At 73.2% G+C, this 22238-nt stretch carries 29 protein-coding genes; 16 read left to right on the top strand and 13 right to left on the bottom strand.

The window, feature by feature from the left end:
* Positions 1-31: 31 nt before the first annotated feature.
* Positions 32-1681, bottom strand: coding sequence for a carbamoyltransferase family protein (locus BLW04_RS19660; RefSeq protein WP_091546182.1), 1650 nt, complete (start codon positions 1679-1681; stop codon positions 32-34).
* Positions 1682-1775: 94 nt separating this feature from the next.
* Positions 1776-3500, bottom strand: coding sequence for a RecQ family ATP-dependent DNA helicase (locus BLW04_RS19655; RefSeq protein ID WP_091546179.1), 1725 nt, complete (start codon positions 3498-3500; stop codon positions 1776-1778).
* Positions 3501-3646: 146 nt separating this feature from the next.
* On the opposite strand from BLW04_RS19655, the gene BLW04_RS19650 reads away from it, so the two are divergent.
* From BLW04_RS19650 to BLW04_RS28705, 10 genes are all read left to right on the top strand, one after another.
* On the top strand, positions 3647-3904 hold the full coding sequence (locus tag BLW04_RS19650; RefSeq protein ID WP_091546174.1) for a type II toxin-antitoxin system Phd/YefM family antitoxin: 258 nt from the start codon (positions 3647-3649) through the stop codon (positions 3902-3904).
* On the top strand, positions 3904-4338 hold the full coding sequence (locus BLW04_RS19645) for a type II toxin-antitoxin system VapC family toxin (protein ID WP_091546169.1): 435 nt from the start codon (positions 3904-3906) through the stop codon (positions 4336-4338). The genes BLW04_RS19650 and BLW04_RS19645 overlap by 1 nt, the downstream gene beginning before the upstream one ends.
* Before the next feature lie 181 nt (positions 4339-4519).
* Positions 4520-4915 (top strand): TOBE domain-containing protein, encoded by a 396-nt coding sequence (locus BLW04_RS19640; protein WP_091546164.1) that lies wholly within the window; start codon positions 4520-4522, stop codon positions 4913-4915.
* Positions 4912-5664, top strand: a complete 753-nt coding sequence (gene modA, locus BLW04_RS19635; protein ID WP_091546161.1) for a molybdate ABC transporter substrate-binding protein — start codon at positions 4912-4914, stop codon at positions 5662-5664. The genes BLW04_RS19640 and modA overlap by 4 nt, the downstream gene beginning before the upstream one ends.
* Positions 5661-6467, top strand: a complete 807-nt coding sequence (locus tag BLW04_RS19630; protein ID WP_091546158.1) for an ABC transporter permease — start codon at positions 5661-5663, stop codon at positions 6465-6467. The genes modA and BLW04_RS19630 overlap by 4 nt, the downstream gene beginning before the upstream one ends.
* The gene (locus BLW04_RS19625; protein WP_091546154.1) at positions 6464-7513 is read left to right on the top strand and encodes an ABC transporter ATP-binding protein; all 1050 of its coding nucleotides are present in this window, start codon (positions 6464-6466) and stop codon (positions 7511-7513) included. The genes BLW04_RS19630 and BLW04_RS19625 overlap by 4 nt, the downstream gene beginning before the upstream one ends.
* Positions 7514-7525: 12 nt before the next feature.
* Positions 7526-8104 (top strand): nucleotidyltransferase family protein, encoded by a 579-nt coding sequence (locus BLW04_RS19620; protein WP_091546151.1) that lies wholly within the window; start codon positions 7526-7528, stop codon positions 8102-8104.
* 88 nt (positions 8105-8192) lie between these two features.
* Entirely contained in the window at positions 8193-8615 is a 423-nt protein-coding gene (locus BLW04_RS19615; protein ID WP_217631130.1) for a molybdenum cofactor biosynthesis protein MoaE, read from the top strand.
* An 85-nt stretch (positions 8616-8700) separates the two neighbouring features.
* Complete coding sequence (locus BLW04_RS19610; protein WP_254781804.1) at positions 8701-9531, top strand: PP2C family protein-serine/threonine phosphatase; 831 nt, start codon at positions 8701-8703, stop codon at positions 9529-9531.
* A complete protein-coding gene (locus tag BLW04_RS28705; RefSeq protein WP_254781803.1) occupies positions 9494-9838 on the top strand; it encodes a SpoIIE family protein phosphatase in 345 nt (114 codons plus the stop codon). The genes BLW04_RS19610 and BLW04_RS28705 overlap by 38 nt, the downstream gene beginning before the upstream one ends.
* On the opposite strand, the gene BLW04_RS19605 is transcribed toward BLW04_RS28705, so the two are convergent.
* Genes BLW04_RS19605 through BLW04_RS19590 form a run of 4 tightly spaced genes read right to left on the bottom strand, consistent with a single transcriptional unit; the run spans position 9772 to position 11575 of the window.
* Entirely contained in the window at positions 9772-9990 is a 219-nt protein-coding gene (locus tag BLW04_RS19605; protein WP_091546147.1) for a hypothetical protein, read from the bottom strand. The two genes, BLW04_RS28705 and BLW04_RS19605, sit on opposite strands and share 67 nt — an antisense overlap.
* Positions 9991-10000: 10 nt before the next feature.
* Entirely contained in the window at positions 10001-10231 is a 231-nt protein-coding gene (locus BLW04_RS19600; RefSeq protein WP_254781802.1) for a MoaD/ThiS family protein, read from the bottom strand.
* An 11-nt stretch (positions 10232-10242) separates the two neighbouring features.
* On the bottom strand, positions 10243-11295 hold the full coding sequence (moaA, locus tag BLW04_RS19595; RefSeq protein ID WP_175484153.1) for a GTP 3',8-cyclase MoaA: 1053 nt from the start codon (positions 11293-11295) through the stop codon (positions 10243-10245).
* A 55-nt stretch (positions 11296-11350) separates the two neighbouring features.
* Positions 11351-11575 (bottom strand): hypothetical protein, encoded by a 225-nt coding sequence (locus tag BLW04_RS19590; RefSeq protein ID WP_091546140.1) that lies wholly within the window; start codon positions 11573-11575, stop codon positions 11351-11353.
* Between the two features lie 316 nt (positions 11576-11891).
* Between BLW04_RS19590 and BLW04_RS19585 the strand changes: the two genes are divergently transcribed.
* From BLW04_RS19585 to BLW04_RS19570, 4 genes are all read left to right on the top strand, one after another.
* Positions 11892-13106, top strand: a complete 1215-nt coding sequence (locus tag BLW04_RS19585; protein WP_091546232.1) for an MFS transporter — start codon at positions 11892-11894, stop codon at positions 13104-13106.
* Between the two features lie 2 nt (positions 13107-13108).
* Positions 13109-14287, top strand: a complete 1179-nt coding sequence (eis, locus tag BLW04_RS19580; RefSeq protein ID WP_091546136.1) for a GNAT family N-acetyltransferase — start codon at positions 13109-13111, stop codon at positions 14285-14287.
* 19 nt (positions 14288-14306) lie between these two features.
* The gene (locus tag BLW04_RS19575; RefSeq protein ID WP_091546133.1) at positions 14307-15185 is read left to right on the top strand and encodes a tryptophan 2,3-dioxygenase; all 879 of its coding nucleotides are present in this window, start codon (positions 14307-14309) and stop codon (positions 15183-15185) included.
* Positions 15186-15321: 136 nt separating this feature from the next.
* A complete protein-coding gene (locus BLW04_RS19570) occupies positions 15322-16161 on the top strand; it encodes an aldo/keto reductase (RefSeq protein WP_091546129.1) in 840 nt (279 codons plus the stop codon).
* Between the two features lie 98 nt (positions 16162-16259).
* Here BLW04_RS19570 and BLW04_RS19565 read toward each other — a convergent pair whose 3' ends face one another.
* Entirely contained in the window at positions 16260-17069 is an 810-nt protein-coding gene (locus BLW04_RS19565; protein ID WP_091546126.1) for a DUF3097 domain-containing protein, read from the bottom strand.
* A gap of 278 nt (positions 17070-17347) precedes the next feature.
* Here BLW04_RS19565 and BLW04_RS19560 point away from each other — a divergent pair, with 278 nt between their 5' ends.
* Complete coding sequence (locus BLW04_RS19560) at positions 17348-18187, top strand: DUF2382 domain-containing protein (protein WP_091546122.1); 840 nt, start codon at positions 17348-17350, stop codon at positions 18185-18187.
* A gap of 102 nt (positions 18188-18289) precedes the next feature.
* Here BLW04_RS19560 and ppk2 read toward each other — a convergent pair whose 3' ends face one another.
* The 6 genes from ppk2 to BLW04_RS19540 form a co-directional block, all read right to left on the bottom strand.
* On the bottom strand, positions 18290-19285 hold the full coding sequence (gene ppk2 / locus BLW04_RS19555; RefSeq protein ID WP_091546118.1) for a polyphosphate kinase 2: 996 nt from the start codon (positions 19283-19285) through the stop codon (positions 18290-18292).
* Between the two features lie 62 nt (positions 19286-19347).
* Complete coding sequence (locus tag BLW04_RS26955; protein WP_175484152.1) at positions 19348-19509, bottom strand: hypothetical protein; 162 nt, start codon at positions 19507-19509, stop codon at positions 19348-19350.
* On the bottom strand, positions 19485-19628 hold the full coding sequence (locus BLW04_RS26950; protein WP_175484151.1) for a hypothetical protein: 144 nt from the start codon (positions 19626-19628) through the stop codon (positions 19485-19487). Before BLW04_RS26950 ends, BLW04_RS26955 begins: the two co-directional genes overlap by 25 nt.
* 4 nt (positions 19629-19632) lie before the next feature.
* Positions 19633-20298: an SDR family NAD(P)-dependent oxidoreductase gene (locus tag BLW04_RS19550; protein ID WP_091546115.1), complete on the bottom strand. Its 666-nt coding sequence runs from the start codon at positions 20296-20298 to the stop codon at positions 19633-19635.
* Between the two features lie 78 nt (positions 20299-20376).
* Positions 20377-21369 carry an aldo/keto reductase gene (locus tag BLW04_RS19545; protein WP_091546112.1) on the bottom strand — a complete coding sequence of 331 codons (993 nt, stop codon included), beginning with the start codon at positions 21367-21369 and terminating at the stop codon, positions 20377-20379.
* A gap of 37 nt (positions 21370-21406) precedes the next feature.
* The gene (locus BLW04_RS19540) at positions 21407-21793 is read right to left on the bottom strand and encodes a YchJ family protein (protein WP_254781801.1); all 387 of its coding nucleotides are present in this window, start codon (positions 21791-21793) and stop codon (positions 21407-21409) included.
* 166 nt (positions 21794-21959) lie between these two features.
* On the opposite strand from BLW04_RS19540, the gene BLW04_RS19535 reads away from it, so the two are divergent.
* On the top strand, positions 21960-22238 hold a 279-nt coding region (locus BLW04_RS19535), incomplete at its 3' end, for a transposase (RefSeq protein WP_139306922.1).

Raw genomic sequence — 22238 nt, 5'->3', positions numbered from 1 at the left:
CGACGTACGTCGCATCCAGCCCCACCGACGATCAGGCCGGCCGCGGCGTCGCCTTCGGCCGGCGGACGACGAAAGGTCCGATGGCCAGTAGGTCGACCGGGGCCGAGCCGAAGCACTCCAGGGCGTCCCGGGGGTCGTCGACCATCGGCCGCCCGGCGGTGTTCAGGCTGGTGTTGACCACGATCGGCAGTCCGGTGCGCCGCTCGAAGCACTCCAGCATGCGGGCGACCAGCGGCTCGTCGGCGCGGTCGACGGTCTGGATCCGCGCCGTTCCGTCGACGTGGGTCACGGTCGGGATCCGGTCGCGCCACTCCGGGGCGACGTCGTGCACGAACAGCATGTAGGGGGAGGGGATCGGGCCGCGGCTGAAGATCTGCGGCGCCCGCTCCAGCAGCACCATCGGCGCCACCGGGCGAAACTGCTCCCGGCCCTTGACGTCGTTCATCCGCTCCAGGTTCGCCTCGTAGCCCGGGTGGGCCAGCAGCGACCGGTGGCCCAGGGCCCGCGGGCCGAACTCGCTGCGCCCCTGGAACCACGCGACGATGCCGTTGGAGGCAAGCGTCTCGGCCACCGTGTCGGCGACGTCCCGCGGGCGCTCGTAGTCGACCGAGGCGGTGACAAGCACCGCCTCGATCTCCTCGTCGGACCAGCCGCGGCCCAGGTCGGCCCCGGGCATCGGCTGGGTGACGTCGCCCAGCGCGCGGGCCACGTGCAGCGCCCCGCCCAGCGCCGTCCCGGCGTCGCCGGCGGCCGGCTGCACCCACACCTCGTCGAAGGGACCCTCCGCCGCGATCCGGGTGTTGGCCACGCAGTTCAGCGCCGTCCCGCCGGCCAGGGTGAGCACCTGGTCGCCGGTGCGGGCGTGCAGCCAGCGCACCAGGTCGAGCAGGACGTCCTCCAGCCGCTGCTGCACGCTGGCGGCGAGGTCGGCGTGGTCCTGGGTCCATTCGTCGCCGGCCCGCAGGCGGGGCGCGAACTCGGCGAAGTCGACCTTCTCGGTGCGGAAGCCGCCGTCGCCGGTGGCCCGGACGGCTTGGGCCAGCTCGCCGACGAACCGTGGCTTGCCGAACGAGGCCATCGCCATGACCTTGAACTCGTCGGAGCTGCGCAGGAAGCCCAGGTGGTCGGTGAGGTCCTCGTACAGCAGGCCCAGCGAGTGCGGCAGCGCCTGCCCGGCCAGTACCTCCAGCTGTCCGTCGACGTAGCGGCCGGCCAGGTGGCTGTGCGCCTCGCCGCGGCCGTCGAGCACCAGCACCGAGTTGCTGGACTCCGGGGCGGCCAGACCGGCGGAGGCGGCGTGCGCGACGTGGTGCTGGACGTAGCGGACCTTCTCCTCGGCCAGGCCGGGCAGGGCGTGCGCGAGGAAGGACGGCGCCTTCTCGGCGTACATCTTGCGCATCACGTCGCCGTCGTCGAAGAGCCCCGACTGCTCCGGAGTGCTCATCAGTGCGGGGTCGAAGGAGTAGGCGACGGCGTCCAGCTCGTCAGGGCTGATGCCGGCCTCGGCCAGGCACCAGGCGGCCGACAGCTCGGGCAGCTCCCAGGCGCTCCACGGCAGCGGGCGCTTGCCGTGCTTGCGCCGGCTGAACCGCTCCTCCTCCGCCGCGGCCACGACCCGGCCGTCGACGACGAGCGCTGCCGCCGGGTCGTGGTAGATGGCGTTGATGCCGAGGACCTTCACGCGTCGCTCTCCCATCACCCGGGCGCAGGCCGCCCGGTCAGGTGTAGATGATCACGGACGCCGCGGAACGGCGCAGGTCGAGCCGCCGGGTGGGTCAGGCGGAGGCGCGGTCCCGCAACAGGTCGTGGTCGAGCACGGCCTGCAGGGCGAGGGTCTTGTAGCCGACGGTGTCGAACAGGACGACGACCCGGTCGTCCTCGTGGCGCATGACGATCCCCGGGCCCCACTCGGCGTGCTCGACCGCGCCGTCGACCGGGAACGGTCGTTCCTCGCCGGAGGCCGGCTGGGCCTCGGCCGTACCCGCGCTGCAGGTGTCGCAGTTGCCGCACGGCTGTTCCAGCTGCTCGCCGAAGTAGCCGAGCAGGTACCGGCGACGGCAGCCGGTGGTCTCGGCGTAGCCGCGCATCATCTCGATCCGGCTCTCGTCGACCCGGATGTGGTGCTCGGCCAGCTGGCGGGCCGCCGCCGCGGCGGCGCCGGGCGCGGGTGCATCCGGCGCCGGGGACGCCGTCCCGTCGTCGTCCAGGACCACCGCGCCGGCCTGTTCGAGCAGGTTGAGGTCGCGCACCAGCGGTGTCGCGGCCCGGCCGGTCTCCTCCCGCAGCTCCTTCACGTCCACGCCGTCCATGCCCGAGGCCGCGCCGGCCTGGACCAGCCCGGCGACCTGCTGCAGTTCCTCCTCCCCCGGCGCGCCGGCGGCGAAGAAGTGGCGGATCCCCAGGTCCTCCTGGCGGTAGACGAGGACGGCGGTGGCCGGCTTCCCGTCCCGCCCCGCCCGGCCGATCTCCTGGTAGTAGCTGTCGACGGAGTCCGCCGGCTCGGCATGCACGACGAATCGGGTCTCCGGCTTGTCGATGCCCATGCCGAAGGCGGTGGTGGCCACGACGACGTCCAGCTCGTCGTCCATGAACTGCCGCTGGACCTCCTGGCGGTCGCTCTTCCGCAATCCCGCGTGGTAGGCGCGGGCCCGCAGGCCCCGGTCGGTGAGGGCGTCGGCGAACTCCTCGGTGCTCTTGCGCGTGGCGCTGTACAGGATCCCCGTGCCCTCTTCGCTCAGCGCCGTGACGCGGTCCAGGACGGCGGTGTGCTTGCCGCGCGCGTCGGCGTGCTGCTCGACCTCCAGCCGGATCTCCGGCCGGTCGAACCCGGCGGCGACGATCTGCGGGTCGGCCATCTCCAGCCGCTCGACGATCTCCGTGCGCACCGGGGGCGCGGCGGTGGCGGTCAGTGCGAGCACCGGTGGGTGGCCGAGCTGCTGCACGACACCGCCCAGGCGCAGGTAGTCCGGCCGGAAGTCGTGCCCCCAGGCGGAGACGCAGTGCGCCTCGTCGACGACGAACAGCGCCGGTCCCGCCGTCCGGATCGCCTCGACCACCTCGGGCTTGGCCAGCTGCTCGGGTGCCAGGAAGCAGAAACGGACCGTTCCGTCACTCAGTCCATCGAGCACCGCCTGCTGGTCGCCGGCCGGCAGGCCGGAGTTCAGCACGGCGGCCCGGCCGACCCGGTCCTCGCCCAACTCCTGGAGCCGCTGCACCTGGTCGCGCTGCAGGGCGATGAGCGGGGAGACGATCAGGACCGGGCCGTCCAGCAGGAGCCCGGCGATGGTGTACACCGCCGACTTGCCGGCGCCCGACGGCAGCACGGCCAGGGTGTCCCGGCCGGCGGTGATCGACTGCATCGCCGCCTCCTGGCCGGGGCGGAACTCCTCGTACCCGAGCACCTCGCGGGCGGCCTGTCGGATGCGGCGGGTGCGGACCGAGGCGGAGCCGCCGGCGCTGGTGGCGGCGTCGGCGGGCGGGGTATCGGTACGGGGAGCCACCGACCGCGACTGCCCGCGCCCCCTGATCGACAAACGACGCGCAGGTGGACGACGGTCACGGGGTGACAGCAGCGACGCGAACGTTGTGTCTGATCGTCGGGCGGCCTAGCCTCAATGACCATCTACATGGTCATCAGGAGGCCGGCATGGCTGACGCAGCAGCTCGTACGGTCAGCGTGGCCGAGGCCAAGGCGCACCTGAGCGAGCTGGTCGCCGCCGTCGAAGCCGGCGAATCGATCCTCATCACCAAACGGGGCAAGCCGGTCGCTCGAATCTCGCCCGAGCGGCCGCCTCGCAGGAAGATCACGTTCGAGTGGCTCGAGGAGATGGCCGCGGGCATGCCCGTAGAGGACGAAGGCGCCGGCGACTTCATGCGGCGCATGCGTGACGACGAGCGGTACTGATGCGCTATCTCGACGCCAGCGTCCTCGTCTCGGCGATCACGAACGAACCCAGCTCGACGGAGATCCGCGTGTGGCTCGGCTCGCAGCCACCGGACGAGCTGCTCATCTCTGACTGGGTCAGCACCGAGGTCGCGGCGGCCATGTCGCGGAAGGTCCGCATGGGCGCCATCGCCGATGCGCGCCGCCGTCAGGCGATGCGCACGTTCACCGCGCTCTCGACGGGAACGCTCACCTCCTCCGCCGTGACGCGCCCCGACTTCCGGCATGCCGCTGAGCTGGCTGAGCGACACGAGACAGGGCTGCGTGCGGGCGACGCACTTCATCTGGCGATCGCCGCCCGGCTCGGCGCCACGCTGCACACATTGGACGTCCGGCAGGCCGAGGCCGGGCGCGCGCTGGGCATCGACACCGCGATCCCGATCGGGCAGGAGTAGCGGTCGTGGTGCTTCGCGCTCTCGGCTACCGCATGCTCGGCGGTCCTGGGCCTGCGCCGCACGGTTCCGCGGAACCGCGGCACGCCGCAGGACGTGATCGTCCCATTGCGTGACGACGGACAGTCCCGTAGGTGCGCCACAATCACGGACTATTCGCCGCTTGTGCGGTTAGAGTGACGGGGTGCCTGCCTCGTACCGGATCGCCGAAGCCGCCGCGCTGCTCGGCGTGAGTGACGACACCGTCCGCCGCTGGATCGACAGCGAGCGGCTCGCCGCCACCCGTAGGGCAGGCGGCCCGGCTCAGGTGGACGGCGCCGACCTGGCCCGGGTGGCCGCCGAGCTGCACGAGGCGCCGCAGCCCGGCGCGACCCGGTCGTCCTCGGCGCGCAACCGCCTGCCCGGCCTGGTCACCCGGGTCGTCCGGGACACCGTGATGGCCCAGGTGGAGATCCAGGCCGGGCCGTTCCGACTGGTCTCGCTGATGTCCCGGGAGGCCGCCGACGAGCTCGGCCTGGAGATCGGTGTCCGCGCCGTCGCCACCGTCAAGGCCACCCAGGTCAGCGTGGACGTGCCGTGAGGCCGCTGCTGGCTCTCGGCGCCGCGCTCGCGCTGGCCGGCTGCGGTGGAACGGCGTCCTCGGGTGGTGGCAGGACCGGCACCCTCACCGTCTTCGCCGCGGCCTCGCTGACCGACGTCTTCGGCGAGCTCGGCGATCGGTTGGAAGCAGACAACCCCGATCTCGACGTGCGGTTCAACTTCGCCGGCAGCTCCGCGCTGGCCACGCAGCTCACCCAGGGCGCCCCGGCAGATGTCTTCGCCTCGGCCAACGACGAGCAGATGACCGTGGTCACCGACGCCGGGCTGCAGGCCGCCGACCCGGCCGTGTTCACCGAGAACGTCCTGGAGATCGCGGTGCCGAAGGGCAACCCCGGCCGGGTCACCGGTCTGGCCGACTTCGCCGACCCCGACCTGGCCCTCGCCGTCTGCGCCGCCGACGTCCCCTGTGGGGCGGCGGCGCAGGCCGTGTTCGCCGATGCGGGGGTGACCGCCGTGCCGGACACCGAGGAGGAGGATGTCAAGGCAGCGCTGACCAAGGTGCAGCTGGGCGAGGTCGACGCGGCGCTGGTCTACGCCACCGACGTCCAGGGCGCCGGCTCCGACGTCGAGGGCATCCCGTTCCCCGAGGCGGAGCGGGAGGTCAACGACTACCCGATCTGCACGCTGGCGGCGGCGCCGAACCCCGCCGCCGCGCAGGCGTTCGTCGACCTGGTGCTCTCCGACGCCGGCCGGCGCGCCCTGGCGGCGGCCGGCTTCCGCACCCCGTGAGACGGGCACGACGGGACGGGGGCGTCCCGCTCCCGCTGCTGGTGCCCGCCGTCCTGGGGATCGCGTTCCTCGTCCTGCCGTTGCTCGGCCTGGTGGTCCGGGCACCCTGGTCGTCGATCGGCCCGCAGCTCGCCCAGCAGGAGGTCGGCTCGGCGCTGCGGCTGTCGCTGTTCTCCGCGTCCCTGGCCACCGTGCTCTCACTGCTGCTGGGCGTGCCGATCGCCTGGGTGCTGGCCCGCTCCCGGATCCGCGGTCGCTCGGTGCTGCGCGCGCTGGTGACCGTGCCGCTGGTGCTGCCCCCGGTGGTCGGCGGCGTCGCGCTGTTCCTGGCGATCGGCCGGACCGGGATCCTCGGTCGGCCGCTCTACGAGCACCTGGGCGTGACCATCCCGTTCACGACCACCGCCGTGGTCGTCGCGGAGACGTTCGTGGCCATGCCGTTCCTGGTGATCAGCGTGGAGGGGGCGCTGCGGGCGGCCGACGCCCGGTTCGAGGACGCCGCGGCCACCCTGGGCGCCGACCGGTGGACGACATTCCGCCGGGTCACCCTGCCGCTGGTGGCGCCGGGTGTCGCGGCCGGCGCGGTGCTCTGCTGGGCGCGGGCACTGGGCGAGTTCGGTGCGACGATCACCTTTGCCGGCAACTTCCCGGGGACGACGCAGACCATGCCGCTCGCGGTGTACCTCGCCCTGCAACGCGACCCGGAGGCGGCGATCGTGCTGTCGCTGGTGCTGCTCGCCGTCTCGCTGGGCACCCTGCTGCTGCTCCGCGACCGGTGGCTGAGCCGGAGCACCGTCGGATGACGTTGGCCGCGCACGTCGTCGTCCAGCGCGGTTCCCTGCACCTGGACGTCGACCTGACCGTCGCGGACGGTGAGGTGCTCGCCGTCCTGGGGCCCAACGGCGCCGGCAAGTCCACGCTCCTGCGGGTCCTCGCCGGGCTGCTGCCCCCGGACGGCGGCCGGGTGGCGCTGGACGGCGACACCGTTTGGGACGAGGGTCGCGCGCACGTCCCCGCCCACGACCGGTCGCTGGGCATGGTCTTCCAGGACCACCTGCTGTTCCCGCACCTGTCGGTCACCGAGAACGTCGCGTTCGGGCTACGCACCCGCGGGGTCCGCCGGGCCGAGGCGCGCAGCGCGGCCGATGGCTGGCTGGACCGGGTCGGGCTGGTCGGGCTGGGCGACCGCCGGCCGGGGGAGCTGTCCGGCGGCCAGGCCCAGCGGGCGGCGCTGGCCCGCGCGCTCGTCGTCGACCCCCGGCTGCTGCTGCTCGACGAGCCGCTGTCGGCGCTGGACGCCCGCACCCGGCTCACCGTGCGTGCCGAGCTGCGCCGGCACCTGGCTGAGTTCCCCGGCTCCGCGGTGCTGGTCAGCCACGACCCGGTCGACGCGATGGCGCTGGCCGACCGGGTGGTCGTGGTCGAGGAGGGCCGGGTCGTGCAGACCGGCACCCCGGCTGAGGTGGCCCGCCGGCCGCGCACCGACTACGTCGCCCGGCTGGTCGGGCTGGTGCTGCTCCCCGGCGCCGCGACCGGGACGTCGGTGGCCCTGGACGGCGGCGGGGTCGTGTCGATCGGGGAGGAGACGACCGGGCCGGTGTTCGTCGCCGTCCGGCCCGCCTCGGTCGCGCTGTACCTCGAGCGGCCGACGGGGAGCCCGCGCAACGTCTGGCCGGTCCGGCTGGTCGCCGCCACGCCGCACGGCTCGGAGGTGCGCTGCGACCTGGCCGGCGAGGTGCCGCTGACCGCCGACGTGACCGCGACGTCCTTCGCCGAGCTCGGGCTGGCCCCGGGCGCCCAGGTGTGGGCGTCGGTGAAGGCCGCCGACGTCACCGTCTACACGCGCTGAGAGGGTGGGGGAGTGACCGCCGACAGACCCGTGGCCGCGCTGGTGCTCGCCGCCGGCGGGGGCCGCCGGTACGGGATGCCGAAGGCGCTGGTCGAGTTCGAGGGCAGCCTGCTGGTCGAGCGGGCGGTGCGGACGGCGACGGCGGTGTGCGACCCGGTGCTCGTCGTCCTCGGGGCCCGGGCGGTCGATGTCTGGCGGTCCGCCGACCTGGGCGGGGCCACCGTGCTGGCCAACGCCGAGTGGGAGACCGGGATGGCCTCCTCGCTGCGCACCGGGCTGGACGGGCTGCGGGGGTGGCCGGGGAGGGTGGACGCCGTCCTGGTGCTGCTGGTCGACATGCCGGGCATGACGCCCGCCGCGCTGGCCCGGATGGCCGAGCACGCAGCGCCCGACGCGCTCGCGGTGCCGACCTACGACGGCGTCCGCGGGCACCCGGTGCTGCTGGGCCGGGAGCACTGGGCCGGCGTGGCGGAGAGCGCGACCGGCGACGAGGGGGCGCGTCGCTACCTGACCGCGCACGAGGTCACCGAGGTCGACTGCACCGGACTGGCCGACCCGGTCGATCTGGACGTCCCGCCCGGCACCCCCTAGGCATAGGAAGCTATCCACCCGGTTTCCGCCCCGATACCGGGTGAAGAGCTTCCTTTGCCTGGGCCACCGGGCGGGTAACTTCAGCGGCGTGAGCTCACCCCTGCTGGCCGCCGTCACTGACGAGCCGCTGTCGGTCGCCGACCACGAGGCCGCCGTCGCCGACGAGGCGGCCGGTGCGGTCGTGTCCTTCTCCGGCGTCGTCCGCGACCACGACGGCGGCCGGTCGGTCACCGAGCTCGAGTACGTGGGACACCCCACCGCCGCTGGTCTCATCGCCGAGATCGCCGCCGAGTTCGCCGCCCGCCCCGACGTCCGGGCGGTCGCGGTCTCCCATCGGGTGGGGCTGCTGGGCATCGGCGATGTCGCGCTGGCCTGCGCGATCAGCGCCGCGCACCGCGGTGCCGCGTTCACCGCCTGCGCGGAGCTGGTCGACGAGGTGAAGGCCCGGCTGCCGATCTGGAAGCGCCAGGTCTTCACCGACGGCGAGGAGGAGTGGGTCGCCTGTCCGTGAGGCGCCCGGGGCTGGTGGGCACGGCGGGCGAGTCGGTCGTCGGCCAGACCCGCGAGCAGCTGGTCGGCGCTTCCTACTGGGACCGGTGGTTCGAGGTGCAGGCGGACCCCGCCCGGAGGGCCTCGCGCTCTACTTCACCGACGTCACCGCGCGCCGGCAGGCCCAGGAACGGCTGGCCATGCTCGCCCGGGTCAGCGCCGAGTTGGCCGGCGAGCTCGACGCGGAGATCGCGATGAGCCGGATACCCCGACTGATCACCTCCGCGCTGGCCGACTGGTGCGTCCTGACCGTGGTCGATGACGACGGGCGGCCTCGCGACGTCGGCTGGTGGCACGAGGACCCGGTCAAGCGTGCCGTCGTCGAGAGGTATGCCGAGGTGCGGCTTTCCAACATGTCGGCCACCGCCCGCCTGTTCCGCCAGCGGCAGCTGGCCGAGGAGCTGCAGCGCAGCCTGCTGACCGGGCCGTTCGAGCCTGACCATGCGGAGATCGTCGTCCGGTACACCCCGGCCGCCGAGGCTGCCCGGGTGGGCGGCGACTGGTATGGCGCCTTCCTGCGGCCCTCGGGGTCGACGATGCTGGTCATCGGGGACGTCGTCGGGCACGACACGGCCGCCGCAGCCGCGATGGGTCAGCTGCGGGCGCTGCTGCGCGGCATCGCGACCTACAGCGACGCCGGCCCGGCGGAGGTGCTGCGCGGACTGGACGCCGCGATGACCCTGCTCCAGCTGCGCACCTACGCCACCGCGGCGGTGGCGCGGTTCGAGCAGACCGAGGAGGAGCTTGCTCGCGGGGTGACCCGGATGCGTTGGGGCAACGCCGGCCATCAGCACGACGGCGCACACCGAGTCGGTCATCACCCTCGACCGGGGGGCGACCGTGCTGCTGTACACCGACGGGCTGATCGAGAGCCGTGACGGCGACCTGGACTCGGGGGTGGCACGCCTGCGCGAGGTCGTCGCGGAGCTGGCCGGCCGCCCGCTCGACGAGCTCTGCGACGAGGTGCTGGACCGGTTGGTGCACGGCCGTCCGGACGACGACGTCGCCCTGGTCGCCATCCGGCTGCACCCTCAGGTCACACCAGCGGCCCGCAGCGGCCGGGCCGGAGCGGGTGCCGCCGACGGTTCCCGACGACCCGTCCTGAACGAGCGGTCAGCTCACCGCGCGCCGGCGAGCCCGTCGTCGTCCGGGTGCCGGTGCCGGGCTGGGCGCTCGGCCTGGTGAGGATCGGCCTGCTCCTCCTCGGCCTCGCCCTCCAGTCGGCGGGCCTCGCCGTCCAGCGTGGCGGCGGCGTCGCCGTGGGACTCGCCATAGACCTGCTCGGCCCGGCCCAGCAGCTCCTCGACCTTGGCCTTCGCCTTCCCGAACACGCTCATCGTGGTCTCCTCATCCGCCGGCAAAGGGTGGCAGGACGTCCACCACCGCGCCGGGCGCCAGCACCAACGCCCGGTCCCGGGTGGAGGTTCCGTCGACCAGGAACGAACAGGCGGTGAGCACCCGCTCCAGCTGCTCGCCGTGTGCGTCGACGATCTGCCCGACCAGGTCGGCCAGGGTGGCGGCTTGCCGGGTCTCGGTGTCGACGCCGACGGCCGCCCGGGCGCCGGCGAAGTACCGCACCGTGACCACGATCAGCCCCCGATGGCCGACATCGGCCGGGTGGGCTGCAGGAAGCTCGGGTCGTCGATGCCGTGGCCGGGCAGCTTGGACAGCGTGGCGATCCGCCAGCGATCGGCCAGCTCGGCGTCGCTGGCCCCGGTTCGCAGCGCGGCGCGCAGGTCGGACTCCTCGCGGGCGAACAGGCAGTTGCGGATCTGCCCGTCGGCGGTGAGCCGCGTGCGGTCGCAGGCGCCGCAGAAGGAGCGGGTGACCGAGGCGATGATGCCGACGGTCAGCTCGGTGCCGTCGACCAGCCAGCGCTCGGCCGGCGCGGCGCCGCGCTCCTCGACGTCCGGGACGAGCGTGTGGGTGGCGGTGAGCTTGGCCAGGATGTCGTCGGCGGTGACCATCTCGCCACGGGTCCAGGCGTGGTGGGCGTCCAGCGGCATCTGCTCGATGAAGCGCAGCTCGTAGCCGTGTTCGAGGCAGTACTCGAGCAGCGGGACGGCGTCGTCCTCGTTGATGCCACGCAGCAGCACCGTGTTGATCTTGACCGGGGTGAGGCCGGCGTTCTTGGCGGCCTTGAGGCCGGCGAGCACGTCGGGCAGCCGGTCGCGGTACGTCAGCTGCTTGAACCGCGCCTGGTCCAAGGTGTCCAGGCTGACGTTGATCCGGTCCAGCCCGGCCGCGGCCAGCGCCGGCGCCATCCGGGACAGCCCGACGGCGTTGGTGGTCAGGCTGACCTCAGGGCGGGGGAGCAGCGCGGTGGTGGCCGAGACGATGCCGGGCAGCCCCGGGCGCAGCAGCGGCTCGCCGCCGGTGAAGCGCACCTCGCGGATGCCCAGCTGCTCGACCCCGATGCGCACCAGCCGGACGACCTCGTCGTCGGTGAGCTGCTCGACCTTGGGCAGCCAGTCCAGGCCCTCGGGCGGCATGCAGTAGGTGCAGCGCAGGTTGCACCGGTCGGTCAGCGACACCCGCAGGTCGGTCGCCGTCCGCCCGTGCCGATCGACCAGGCCACCGCTGCCGGGGGTCACCCCGGTGGGGCGCACCTGGGGGTCCGGCAGGGGGCTCACGGTCGTCACGCTCCGAATGTAGTGCCGCCGGCGTCCGCGCGGCGGATCCAGTGGGTGCCGGGGATCAGTGCGTGAGCGTCAGCTTCAGGACGACGGCGAGCGCGGCCACCGCTGCGGCCGTGAGGCCGACCGCCCACGCCTTCCGCCGCGGGACGTCCTCGCGGAGCCGGCGGTAGACCACTCCGGTGGCCGCGATCCGGCCGATCGGCACGGCGTCGCGGAGCTGGGCGCGGACCGCCGTCCAGCCGTCGGTGCCGCCGAACAGCGAGCCGATCGAGTGCGCCAGCACGTGCGCGACGTAGGTGGACAGCGACGTAGGTGGACAGCACCGTGCCGGCCACGATCGCCACCGCCGCGCCGGATGCCACCGCGGCGCGGGAGGCGCCGACCACCGCGGCGAGCACCAGGATGTTGCCGTAGACGTAGGCCGACACCCGGCTCTCGCCGGTGGCGACGTCCAGCGGTTCGCGTCGTCGGCTCGTCACCCGGTCAGTCTGTCGCAGCGCCCCCCGGGCACCCCGGCGCTGCTAGGTTCCACCTGCCACCCGAGAGCCCGGCGGGCATCCCCGCACTCGCCTGTGGCCAGGAAGCGCGAGAAGCAGTCCGTGGTCGTCAAGGTCCCCGCACCCTCCACCCTGTTCGGTCCCTACGGCCGGCTGTTCGTCGTCCCCGGCGCCCGGGCCTTCTCCCTCACCGGGTGGTTCGCCCGGGTGCCGATGGCCACCGTCGGCCTCGGCTCGGTGCTGCTGGTCGCCGGCGAGACCGGCAGCTACGCGCTGGCCGGCGCCGTCTCGGGCACCCTCGCGCTGTCCTTCGCGCTGGCCAGCCCGCAGTGGGCGCGGCTGATGGACCGCCGCGGCCAGGGCGTGGTGCTGCGGCTGACCAGCCTCGCCTACCTGGTCCTGGGGCTGGCGTTCGTGGGCGTCGTCGTCGCCGATGCTCCGCGCTGGGCCTGGTTCGTCCTCGCCGCCCTCTCCGGGGCCAGCGGCGCCAACATCGGCTCGGTGGTCCGGTCCCGCTGGGCGTCCGCGCTGCCCGACCAGCAGCAGCGGCAGACCGCCTTCGCGTTCGAGTCCGTCGTCGACGAGCTCGTCTTCGTCGTCGGCCCGCTGCTGGTCACCTTCCTGGCCGCGCTGGTCAGCCCGCCGGCGGGCTTCCTCGCCGGGCTGGTGGTGGGCGTCGCCGGCGGTCTGGCGCTGTCCCGGCAGACCGCGACGCAGCCGCCGGTGGCCGTCGTCCCGGCCGGGCAGCCGCGCGGCCGGACGGCGGTGCTCACGCCGGCGCCGCTGGTCGTCGCCGTCACCTACCTGGCGGTCGGGGTGGTCTTCGGCGCGATGGACGTCGTCGTCGTCGGGTTCGCCGAGGTCGAGGGGGAGCCGGCCGCGGCGGGTGTCGCGCTGGCCGTGTACGCCGCGGGCAGCCTGGTCGCCGGGCTCGTCTACGGCGTGCTGCGACTGCCCGGCTCACTCGTCGCCCGGTTCGTGGGCTGCGCGGTGCTCTTCGGCCTGGCCGCGCAGTTGCTCCTGCTGGTCGGCTCGCTGGCGTGGCTGGTGCCCGCCGCGTTCCTGGCCGGCCTGGCGATCGCACCGCTGCTGGTGGCGGGCATGTCGCTGGTCGAGTCGCGGATGGACCGGGCCACGCTCAACGAGGGGCTCGCCTGGACCTCGACCGGCCTGACCCTCGGGGTCACCGCCGGTGCCACCCTGGCCGGTGCGGCCGTCGACGCCTGGGGAGCCCAGACGGCCTTCGCAGTCCCGGCCGCCGCCGCGGGACTGGCCGGGCTGCTGGCGGTGTCCGGCGCCGGCATGCTGCGCCGGTGAGCATGACCATCCGGCCGCTGACCGCCGACGACCTCCCAGCCGCCTGGGAGCTGGGCCGGCTGGCGTTCGGCGGCCCCGCCGAGGCGCCGCTGCACGCGCTGCGCGAGATCCCGGGCACCTTCCGGCTGGGCGCGTTCGACGACGCCGGCCGGCTCGTCGGGAAGGTCACCGACCTCGCGCACGAGCAGTGGTGGGGCGGGCGCCGGATGGCCGCCGCCGACGTCAGCGGGGTCGCCGTCCGGCCGGAGAGCCGCGGCGGTGGCCTGGCCCGGACGCTGCTCACCGAGCTGCTGGCGCGCGTCCGTGACCGAGGGGCCGCGGTCAGCGCGCTGTACCCGACCGTCACCGCGGTGTACCGGTCGATGGGCTGGGAGGTCGCCGGTGCACTGCGCGCCGCCGACCTGGACATCGCCGCGCTGCCCCGACCGCGGGACACCGGTTCGGTGTCGCTGCGCCCGGGCGGGCCGGACGACCTGCCGGCGGTGACCGACCTGTACGAGGAGGTCGCCCGCGCCCGGGACGGGCTGCTCACCCGCCGCGGGGGCATCTTCGACGAGCCGACAGAGACACCGCTGCCGCGCGACGTGGACGCGGTCACCCTCGCCGAGGACGGCGGCCGGCTGGTCGGAGCGCTGCTGTTCGGCCGGGGCCGCGGCTACGGGGCCGACTCCCGGCTGGAGGTGCACGACCTGCTGGCCGCCACGCCGCAGGCCGGCCGGGCGCTGGTCGGCGTGCTTGCCGGGTGGACGACGGTGGCCCGCACCGTCCGGGTGCCACTGCTGGCCGGCGACGCGGTCTCGGTGGCGTTGCCGCTGGAGCGGGCCGGCACCCACGCGTCCCAGCCGTGGATGCACCGGCCGGTCGACGTCGTCCGGGCGGTGGCGGACCGCGGCTGGCCCGGGCACCTCCGCGGCCGGGTGGCGTTCGCCCTCACCGACGCGGCTGCCCCCTGGAACGCCGGCGTGTGGCAGCTGGAGCTCGCCGACGGCGCGGGGGAGCTGACCCGGGTGACCGCCGAGCCGGAGCTGACGCTGGACGTCCGGGGCTTCGCCGTCCTCTACTGCGGGGTGGGCACCGGTCGCGGGCTCGCCCAGGCCGGGCTGGCCGGGGGGACGGCGGATCCCGCCGCCCTGGACCTGCTGGCCGGCGGCCCGCCGGCGGAGCTGCTCGACTACTTCTGACCCACCCCTGGAGGGCGCCATGAGCACGCGACGGTCACCTGCTCCCCTGGACGCCGAGACGCGCGCCGCCCGGGCCGCGGGCAACGCCGGATCGCCGACGGTGGAGTTCGCCGCGGCGACGCCGTACGAGGAGTACGTCGGCGTGCGGCAGTTGCAGGCGCTCGTCCGCACCGTCACCGACCACCCGGCCGAGCCGTCCTTCCTGGTCGTCACCCAGGTGATGGAGCTGTGGTTCATCCTGCTGCGCCGGGAGTGGGAGCTGGCCCAGGACCGGTTCCGGGCCGATGACCTGGACGGCGCGCTGGCGGCGATCCGCCGGTCGGTGCACCACCTGCGCTCCCTGGACGCCAGCTGGGGATCGCTGTTGTGGCTGACGCCCGCGGAGTTCAACGGTTTCCGCGACGCCCTCGGCGAGGCGTCGGGCTTCCAGTCCTACGAGTACCGGCACGTGGAGTTCCTGCTCGGGCTCAAGGCCGAGTCGGTGGTCCGGCCGCACCGCGGCCTGCCGGTCGTGCACGCGGACCTGCAGCGGGCGCTGCACGCGCCGTCGTTGGAGGACGACGTCCTGGCGTACCTGGCCCGGCGGGGGTTCGCGGTGCCGCCCGGCGTGCTGGAGCGGGACCGGTCCGTTCCCCATCCGGCCGATCCCGCGGTCACCGAGCTCTGGGCCGCGGTCTACCGCGACCCCCGGCCGGGGAACGAGCTGTTCGCGCTGGCGGAGGCGCTCACCGACGCCGCCGAGGTGTTCACCACATGGCGGCAGCGACACGTGACCGCGGTGCGCCGGTCGATGGGGGCCAAGCCGGGCAGCGGGGGGTCCGCCGGGCTGGCCTGGCTGGAGCGCAGCGCCGCGCGCGAGGTCTTCCCCGACCTTTGGGCGGCCCGCACGGCGCTCTGAGACGCATTCCCGGTACTGCCGTGAGATGCCTCGCCGGTTGGGCCGACGGGGCCGGGGTAGGTGGGGAGGCGGACTGAGCGTGCCCCCACGTGCGGCGCGCGCCCCCGCAGACGCACCTGACAGGAAGAGGACCCCCATGGCCACCGTGCCCACAATCACCCTGAACAACGGCGTCGAGATCCCGCAGCTGGGCTTCGGCGTCTTCCAGATCAAGCCCGAGGAGACCCGCGAGGCCACGCTCGCCGCGCTGGAGGTCGGCTACCGGCACATCGACACGGCCGAGATGTACGGCAACGAGAAGGAAGTCGGCCAGGCCGTCCGCGACTCGGGACTCGACCGCGGCGAGGTCTTCGTGACCAGCAAGCTGAACAACGGCTTCCACGCCCGCGACGCGGCGCTGCGGGCCTTCGACCAGTCGCTGATCGACCTCGGCTTCGACCACTTGGACCTGTTCCTCGTGCACTGGCCGCTGCCGGGCATCGACGTCGACTACGTCGAGACCTGGAAGGCGATGGAGGAGATCTACCGCTCCGGGCGGGCCAAGGCGATCGGCGTCTCCAACTTCAAGGAGCACCACCTCCGCCGGCTCTTCGGTGAGACCGAGATCCGTCCCGCGGTCAACCAGGTCGAGATCCACCCCTATCTGGCGCAGGACGAGCTGCGGGCCTTCGACGCCGAGCACCAGATCGCCACCGAGGCGTGGTCGCCGATCGCCCAGGGCAAGGTGCTCGACGACCCGGCGATCGTCCGGGTGGCCGAGCGGGTCGGCCGGACCCCCGCCCAGGTCACACTGCGCTGGCACATCCAGCGCGGCGACATCGTGTTCCCGAAGTCGGTCACCCGCAGCCGGGTCGAGGAGAACTTTGCGCTCTTCGACTTCGAGCTCAGCGAGGGCGACCTGCGCGAGATCACCGCGCTGGACCACAACGAGCGCACCGGCCCCGACCCGGACGCGTTCAACTACATCCCCGGCTGAGAAAGGACCCCGCTGCCCCCCACCGCTCGCGAGCTCGCGGCGGGACCCTGCAGAGGGGCCGGGCGGCCGTCGTCCTCACCCGAGGGCGGCGGGCTTCGTCAGTCGGTCGTGACGAAGTCGATGAGCTCCTCGACCCGGCCGATGAGGACCGGCTCCAGGTCGGTCCAGGTCTTCACCCGGGCCAGGATGCGCTGCGCCCACACGTAGCCGGTGTCGTCCTCCCAGCCCAGGGCCGCGCAGACACCCTCCTTCCAGGGCTGTCCCTTCGGGACCACCGGCCAGGCCGGGATGCCGACCACCGAGGGCTTGACGGCCTGCCAGATGTCGATAAACGGGTGGCCGACCACCAGGGCGTGTGCGCCGGTGACCTGGTTGGCGATCCGGGTCTCCTTCGAGCCGGTGACCAGGTGGTCGACCAGCACGCCCAGTCGCCGTCCGGCCGCGGGCTTGAAGTCCCGGACGATCCCTGGCAGGTCGTCCACGCCGTGCAGCGGCTCGACCACGACGCCCTCGATCCGCAGGTCGTGGCCCCAGACCTTCTCCACGAGCTCGGCGTCGTGCTTGCCCTCCACGTAGATGCGCCCGGCGCGGGCGACCCGGGCGCGGGCGTTGTCGACGTAGGTGGAGCCCGACGCGCTGCGCAATGGACCGGCGGGTCCGGCCTGCTTGGGCCGCACCAGGACGACGGGCCGGCCGTCGACCCAGAACCCGGGGCCCAGCGGGTAGCCGCGGACCTTTCCGAAGCGGTCCTCGAGGTGGACGACGTCCTTCTCGCAGCGCACCACCGCTCCGACGAAGCCCGAACTGGGGTCCTCGACCACCAGGTCGTGCTCGGCCTCGACCTGCGGGACCGGCTTCTTCTGCGTGCGGGGGTGGACCAGGTTGTCGTACGGCGAACGAGGAGGCACGCCTCCATGCTCGGCGCGCCCAGCGGCTCGACCGTGGCGCGACACGCCCGGCGGGCACTGGATCGTCGCCGACCCCGCGTGTCGTGACGGGAGACGTCGACGGTGCGTCGGTCGTGGCGGGGCCGCTGACCTGCGCTGTCGCGCCCGAGCATCGTCGTGGTCGTCGGCAGCCCGGTCACGCACCGTCAGATGGATCATGGGCAACCCGTTTCGGCGGCGGGTAGGGGGGCAGGTCAGAAAGCGAGCAAATCACATCCCCGAGCAGGAGGAGCGGAACCATGATCGGCACCGACACCCTCGACCGCGTGATCGGCGCAGACGTCTTCGACGCTGACGGCGACAAGATCGGTACTGCCTCCGAGGTGTTCTTGGACGACCAGTCCGGCAACCCGGAGTGGGTCACCGTCAAGACCGGCATGTTCGGCACGAAGGAGACCTTCGTGCCGATCCGGGACGCCGACCTCACCAGCGACGGCGTCCGCGTACCCGTCAGCAAGTCTGCCGTGAAGGACGCTCCGAAGATCGACACTGAGGGGCACCTCTCCCCGGAGGAGGAGCAGGAGCTCTACCGCCACTACGGCATGGGCACGGGCACCGCGGGCATGGACACCGGCCGGGACACGACGACCGCCGGGTACGCCGACACCACGACGACGACCGGCACCGCCGGCATGGTGGATACCGACACCGACACCGGCACCAACCGGCACGGCACCGTCGGCCGCGACACCTCGGGCCCGACGACCGACGACGCCATGACCCGCTCCGAGGAGCGGCTCAACGTCGGCACCGCGACCGAAGAGCTCGGCAAGGCGCGCCTCCGCAAGTACGTCGTCAGCGAGAACGTGACGCAGACGGTCCCCGTCACCCGGGAAGAGGTTCGCGTCGAGCGTGAGCCCATCACCGACGGCAACGTCGGCAACGCGATGGACGGGCCGGCCATCAGCGAGGAGGAGCACGAGGTGACGTTGCATGCGGAGCGTCCCGTCGTGGAGAAGGAAGCGGTCCCCGTCGAGCGGGTCCGGCTGGACAAGGAAACCGTCACCGAGCAGGAGACCGTGACCGACACCGTCCGCAAGGAGCAGATCGACACCGACGGTGGCGACGTCCGCCGCTGATCCGCCCGTACGCAGCAGCGCCCGCCCCGGTCCGCCGGGGCGGGCGCTGTGCTGTCCGGCGTCGGCACAGCTCGCTTTCCGCGCCGAAAGCGGGGGCCCCGGTCAGCCAGTCGCCTCGCCGGTGGGCAGCCGGTCGCCGGGCCGCGGCATCACCGGGGCGCCGGCCTCCTCCTCGAGCACGTCGGCCGCCGAGCCGACGATGAGCCGGTCGGGCACGCCGACGGCCTCGGCGTCCTTGCCGTCGTAGTCGAAGCGGTCCAGCACGTGGCGGATGGCCTCCAGCCGGGCGCGCTTCTTGTCGTTGCTCTTGATCACCGTCCACGGCGCGTGCGCGGTGTCGGTGTAGAGGAACATCGCCTCCTTGGCCTCGGTGTAGGCGTCCCACTTGTCCAGCGAGGCCAGGTCGGTGGGGGAGAGCTTCCACTGCCGCACCGGGTCGATCTGCCGGACGATGAACCGGCTGCGCTGCTCACCCCTGGTCACCGAGAACCAGAACTTGACCAGGTGGATGTCGCTGTCGACCAGCATCCGTTCCAGCTCCGGTGCCTGGCGCATGAACAGCAGGTACTCGTCGGCGGTGCAGTAGCCCATGACCCGCTCGACGCCGGCCCGGTTGTACCAGGACCGGTCGAACAGAACGATCTCTCCAGCGGCGGGCAGGTGGGCCACGTACCGCTGGAAGTACCACTGCGCCTTCGCGCGCTCCGACGGCTTGTCCAGCGCGACGACGTGGGCCCCGCGGGGGTTGAGGTGCTCGGTGAACCGCTTGATGGTGCCGCCCTTGCCGGCCGCGTCGCGGCCCTCGAACACAAGCACCAGCTTCTGGCCGGCGTCCTTGACCCAGCCCTGCAGCTTCAGCAGCTCGATCTGCAACGTGCGCTTCTCGATCTCGTACTCGCGCCGCTCCATCCGCTCGCTGTACGGGTAGCCGTCCCGCCAGGTGTCGACCCGGTTGCCGTCGGGGTCGAAGAGCTCGCGGTCGTCGTCCCAGTCCTCGTCAGAGTTCGTGTCCGGCAGCGAGTTCAACCGCCACCGGGTCAGGTCCAGGACAGATGACTCGGTGCCCTCGGGGGCGCGGTGGCGCAGCGGCTGGGTCACCAGCCCGATTCTGCTCCCGGACGCGCGCAGCAGCCCGGTCCCCGCAGGGGTGTCGCGCCGGGTCAGCTGCCCAGCGAGCCGGCGAGCTCCACCGCTCGGGCGCGGGCGGCCCCGGCGTCGGCGGCGGCCCGGGCGCGCAGCCCGGCCATGGCGGGGATCCGGGTCGCCAGGGTCAGCTGCACGGTGACCACCTCGACGGTCATGCCGAGGGACTGGCCGAACACCAGCTGCAGCGGGGGATGGTGTGGTCCCGGTCGGCGGTCTCGACGAAGGCCGCGGTCACCGTCCGGGACGCCGAGGTGCGCGGATCGGCGGACGCGTCGAGGTGCAGCAGGTGCGGCATCGGATCAGTCTGCGCTGACCTGGTGACGGAAGCGGTCGCGCTTCGTGTGCAGGTCCCAGAGGTGGCCGGCCAGCACGTCGGGGTCCTTCTCCGGGTCACCGGAGATGATCCTGCCGCCGATGATCAGCTGGGACACCTGGATGCCCTCCTCGCCGAGCACCTCGTGCAGGAGCTGGGCGTAGGCGGCCTGCCCGGCGAAGGCCACCGACGTCCCGGTGACGGTGCGCCCCGGGGTCACCGCCGACCCGCCGTTGACGAACAGGATCGTGCCGCGGTCCTTACCGAGGAAGCGCATGCCCGGCAACACCTGATGCACCGCGGCGACCGGCCCGTAGATGGAGAATTCCACCGGCCCCACCAGATCGGCGGGGGTGGTCTCCAGCACCGGGCGCATGAAGTCCTTCTGCGGCAGCGGGCTGTACTGCAGCACCTCGATCGGGCCGAGTGCCTCGGTCACCTGCTCGAGGGCGCGGGCCAGGGACGACGGGTCGCGGACGTCGGCGGCGAAGCCCTGGGCCTGGACGCCGTCCTCGGCCAGCTCTGCGGCGAGCGCGTCGAGCCGCCCCTGGTGGCGGGAGATGAGCCCGACGGTGAAGCCCTCGGCGCCGAAACGCCGCGCCACGGCCGCCCCCAGTCCGGTGCCTGCTCCGATGATCGCGATGGAGGTCATGTCAGGTGCAAGTCGCCTGGCCGCCGATGCATTTCCCCTACCTGGCGGCCAAAGTGGCTACTTTGGCCGCCACAGAGGTCAGTGGTTGAGCGTCCGCATGCCCTGCGGGGCGTAGCGCTCGCCGGCGGCGGCGCCGGCGGGCGCGGCCTCCTCGATCGCGGCCAGCTCATCGGCGGTGAGCTCGATGTCGACAGCCGCGACGTTCTCCTCGAGGTTCGCCGTCCGGCGGGTGCCCGGGATCGGCACGACGTCCTCGCCCTGGGCCAGCACCCACGCCAGCGCCAGCTGGCTGGGGGTGACGCCCTTGGACTCGGCGATGGCCACGACCCGGTCGAGCACCTCCAGGTTCCTGGCGAAGTTCTCGCCCTGGAAGCGCGGCGAGGAGCGTCGGAAGTCGTCGGACTCGAAGTCGTCGATCGAGCGGATCTTCCCGGAGAGGAAGCCCCGGCCCAGCGGCGAGTACGGCACGAAGCCGATGCCGAGCTCGCGGACGGCGGCGAGCACGCCGTCGTCCTCGACGTCCCGGGTGAACAGCGAGTACTCGGTCTGGACGGCGGTCAGCGGCGAGGTGCTGTGCGCCCGGCGGATGGTGTCCGGTGATGCCTCGCTGATGCCCAGATAGCGGACCTTGCCCTCGGCCACGAGTTCGCCCAGCACGCCGAAGGTCTCCTCGACGGGCGTGTCCGGGTCGACCCGGTGCTGGTAGTAGAGGTCGATGACGTCGAGACCCAGACGTTGCAGGGAGCCGTCGACGGACTTCCGCACGTACTCCGGCCGGCCGTTAACCTGGCCGGTGCGCGTGCCCTCGTGGTCTAGCTCGTTGCCGAACTTGGTGGCCAGCACCACCTCGTCGCGGCGGTCGGCGAGAACCCGGCCGACCAGCCGCTCGTTCGTGTGCGGGCCGTAGGCGTCGGCGGTGTCGAGGAACGTCACGCCCAGGTCGAGGGCCCGCTGGAGGGTCGCCGTCGACTCGGCGTCGTCGAACGCGCCGTAGAACGCGCTCATCCCCATGCAGCCCAGTCCCTCGGCGGAGACGGTGAGGCCCTGCGGTCCGAGTGCGCGTTTCTTCATGCCCGGTCTCTTGCCGTTGCAGTGCGCAACCCAAACCTCAGGCCAGCGACGTGCCGTCCAGGTAGAACCACCGGCCGCCCTCCCGAGCGAACCGGCTGAGCTCGTGCTGGGCCCGGGCCACCCGGTGGACCACGTGGTGGGCGCGGAACTCCACAGTGCCCTCGGCGGCCAGCAGCGAGCCGCCCGAGGTGGCGAGCACGTCCAATCCCGTCCACCGCACGCCCGGGTCGAGGTCGAGGGTGCGCGGACGGGTGGTCGGGTGCCAGGTCGCCAGCAGGTGGGCCGCGTCGCTTACGGCGAAGGCGCTGTACCGGGAGCGCATCAGCTGCTCCGCCGTCCCGGCGGTCGCCGTGCCGTCGTGCAGCCGGCCGCAGCACTCGACGTAGGTCAGGCCGGTGCCGCAAGGGCAGCGTCGAGGGGACACGGCCCCAGTCTCCTCCCGGGCCCGGACCTGCCTGACCGATTCCCATGACCCTTGTGCGCCCATCGGGATCTCGGTGTGCGGGCTGAGGCCCCGATGACTGCACAATCGCGCGGTGCCTAGAGCGTGTCTGCCAAAGATTGGCGGGTTGGTGGGCGACGCTGGACGAATGTTGCGTACCGACGAGATCCCGGACGAGTTGTGGGAGTTGATCCAGCCGGTGCTGCCTGCCGGCGGTCATCAGGGCCGGCCGTGGAATGACCACCGACTGACGCTCGAGGCGATCATCTGGCGGTACCGCACCGGGTCGCCGTGGCGTGACCTGCCCGATCACTTCGGCGCGTGGCAATCGGTGTGGGAACGCCACCGTCGCTGGTCTGACGACGGCACCTACGTGCGGATGTTCGCCGCGGTGCGCGCCGCAGCCCCTGAGCGCGATGAGCAGCTG

This window comes from Modestobacter sp. DSM 44400 (genome assembly GCF_900107175.1).
Classification (GTDB): domain Bacteria; phylum Actinomycetota; class Actinomycetes; order Mycobacteriales; family Geodermatophilaceae; genus Modestobacter.
Note: the sequence above shows the minus strand (reverse complement) of the source record. Positions and strands in the feature narration are given on the sequence as shown.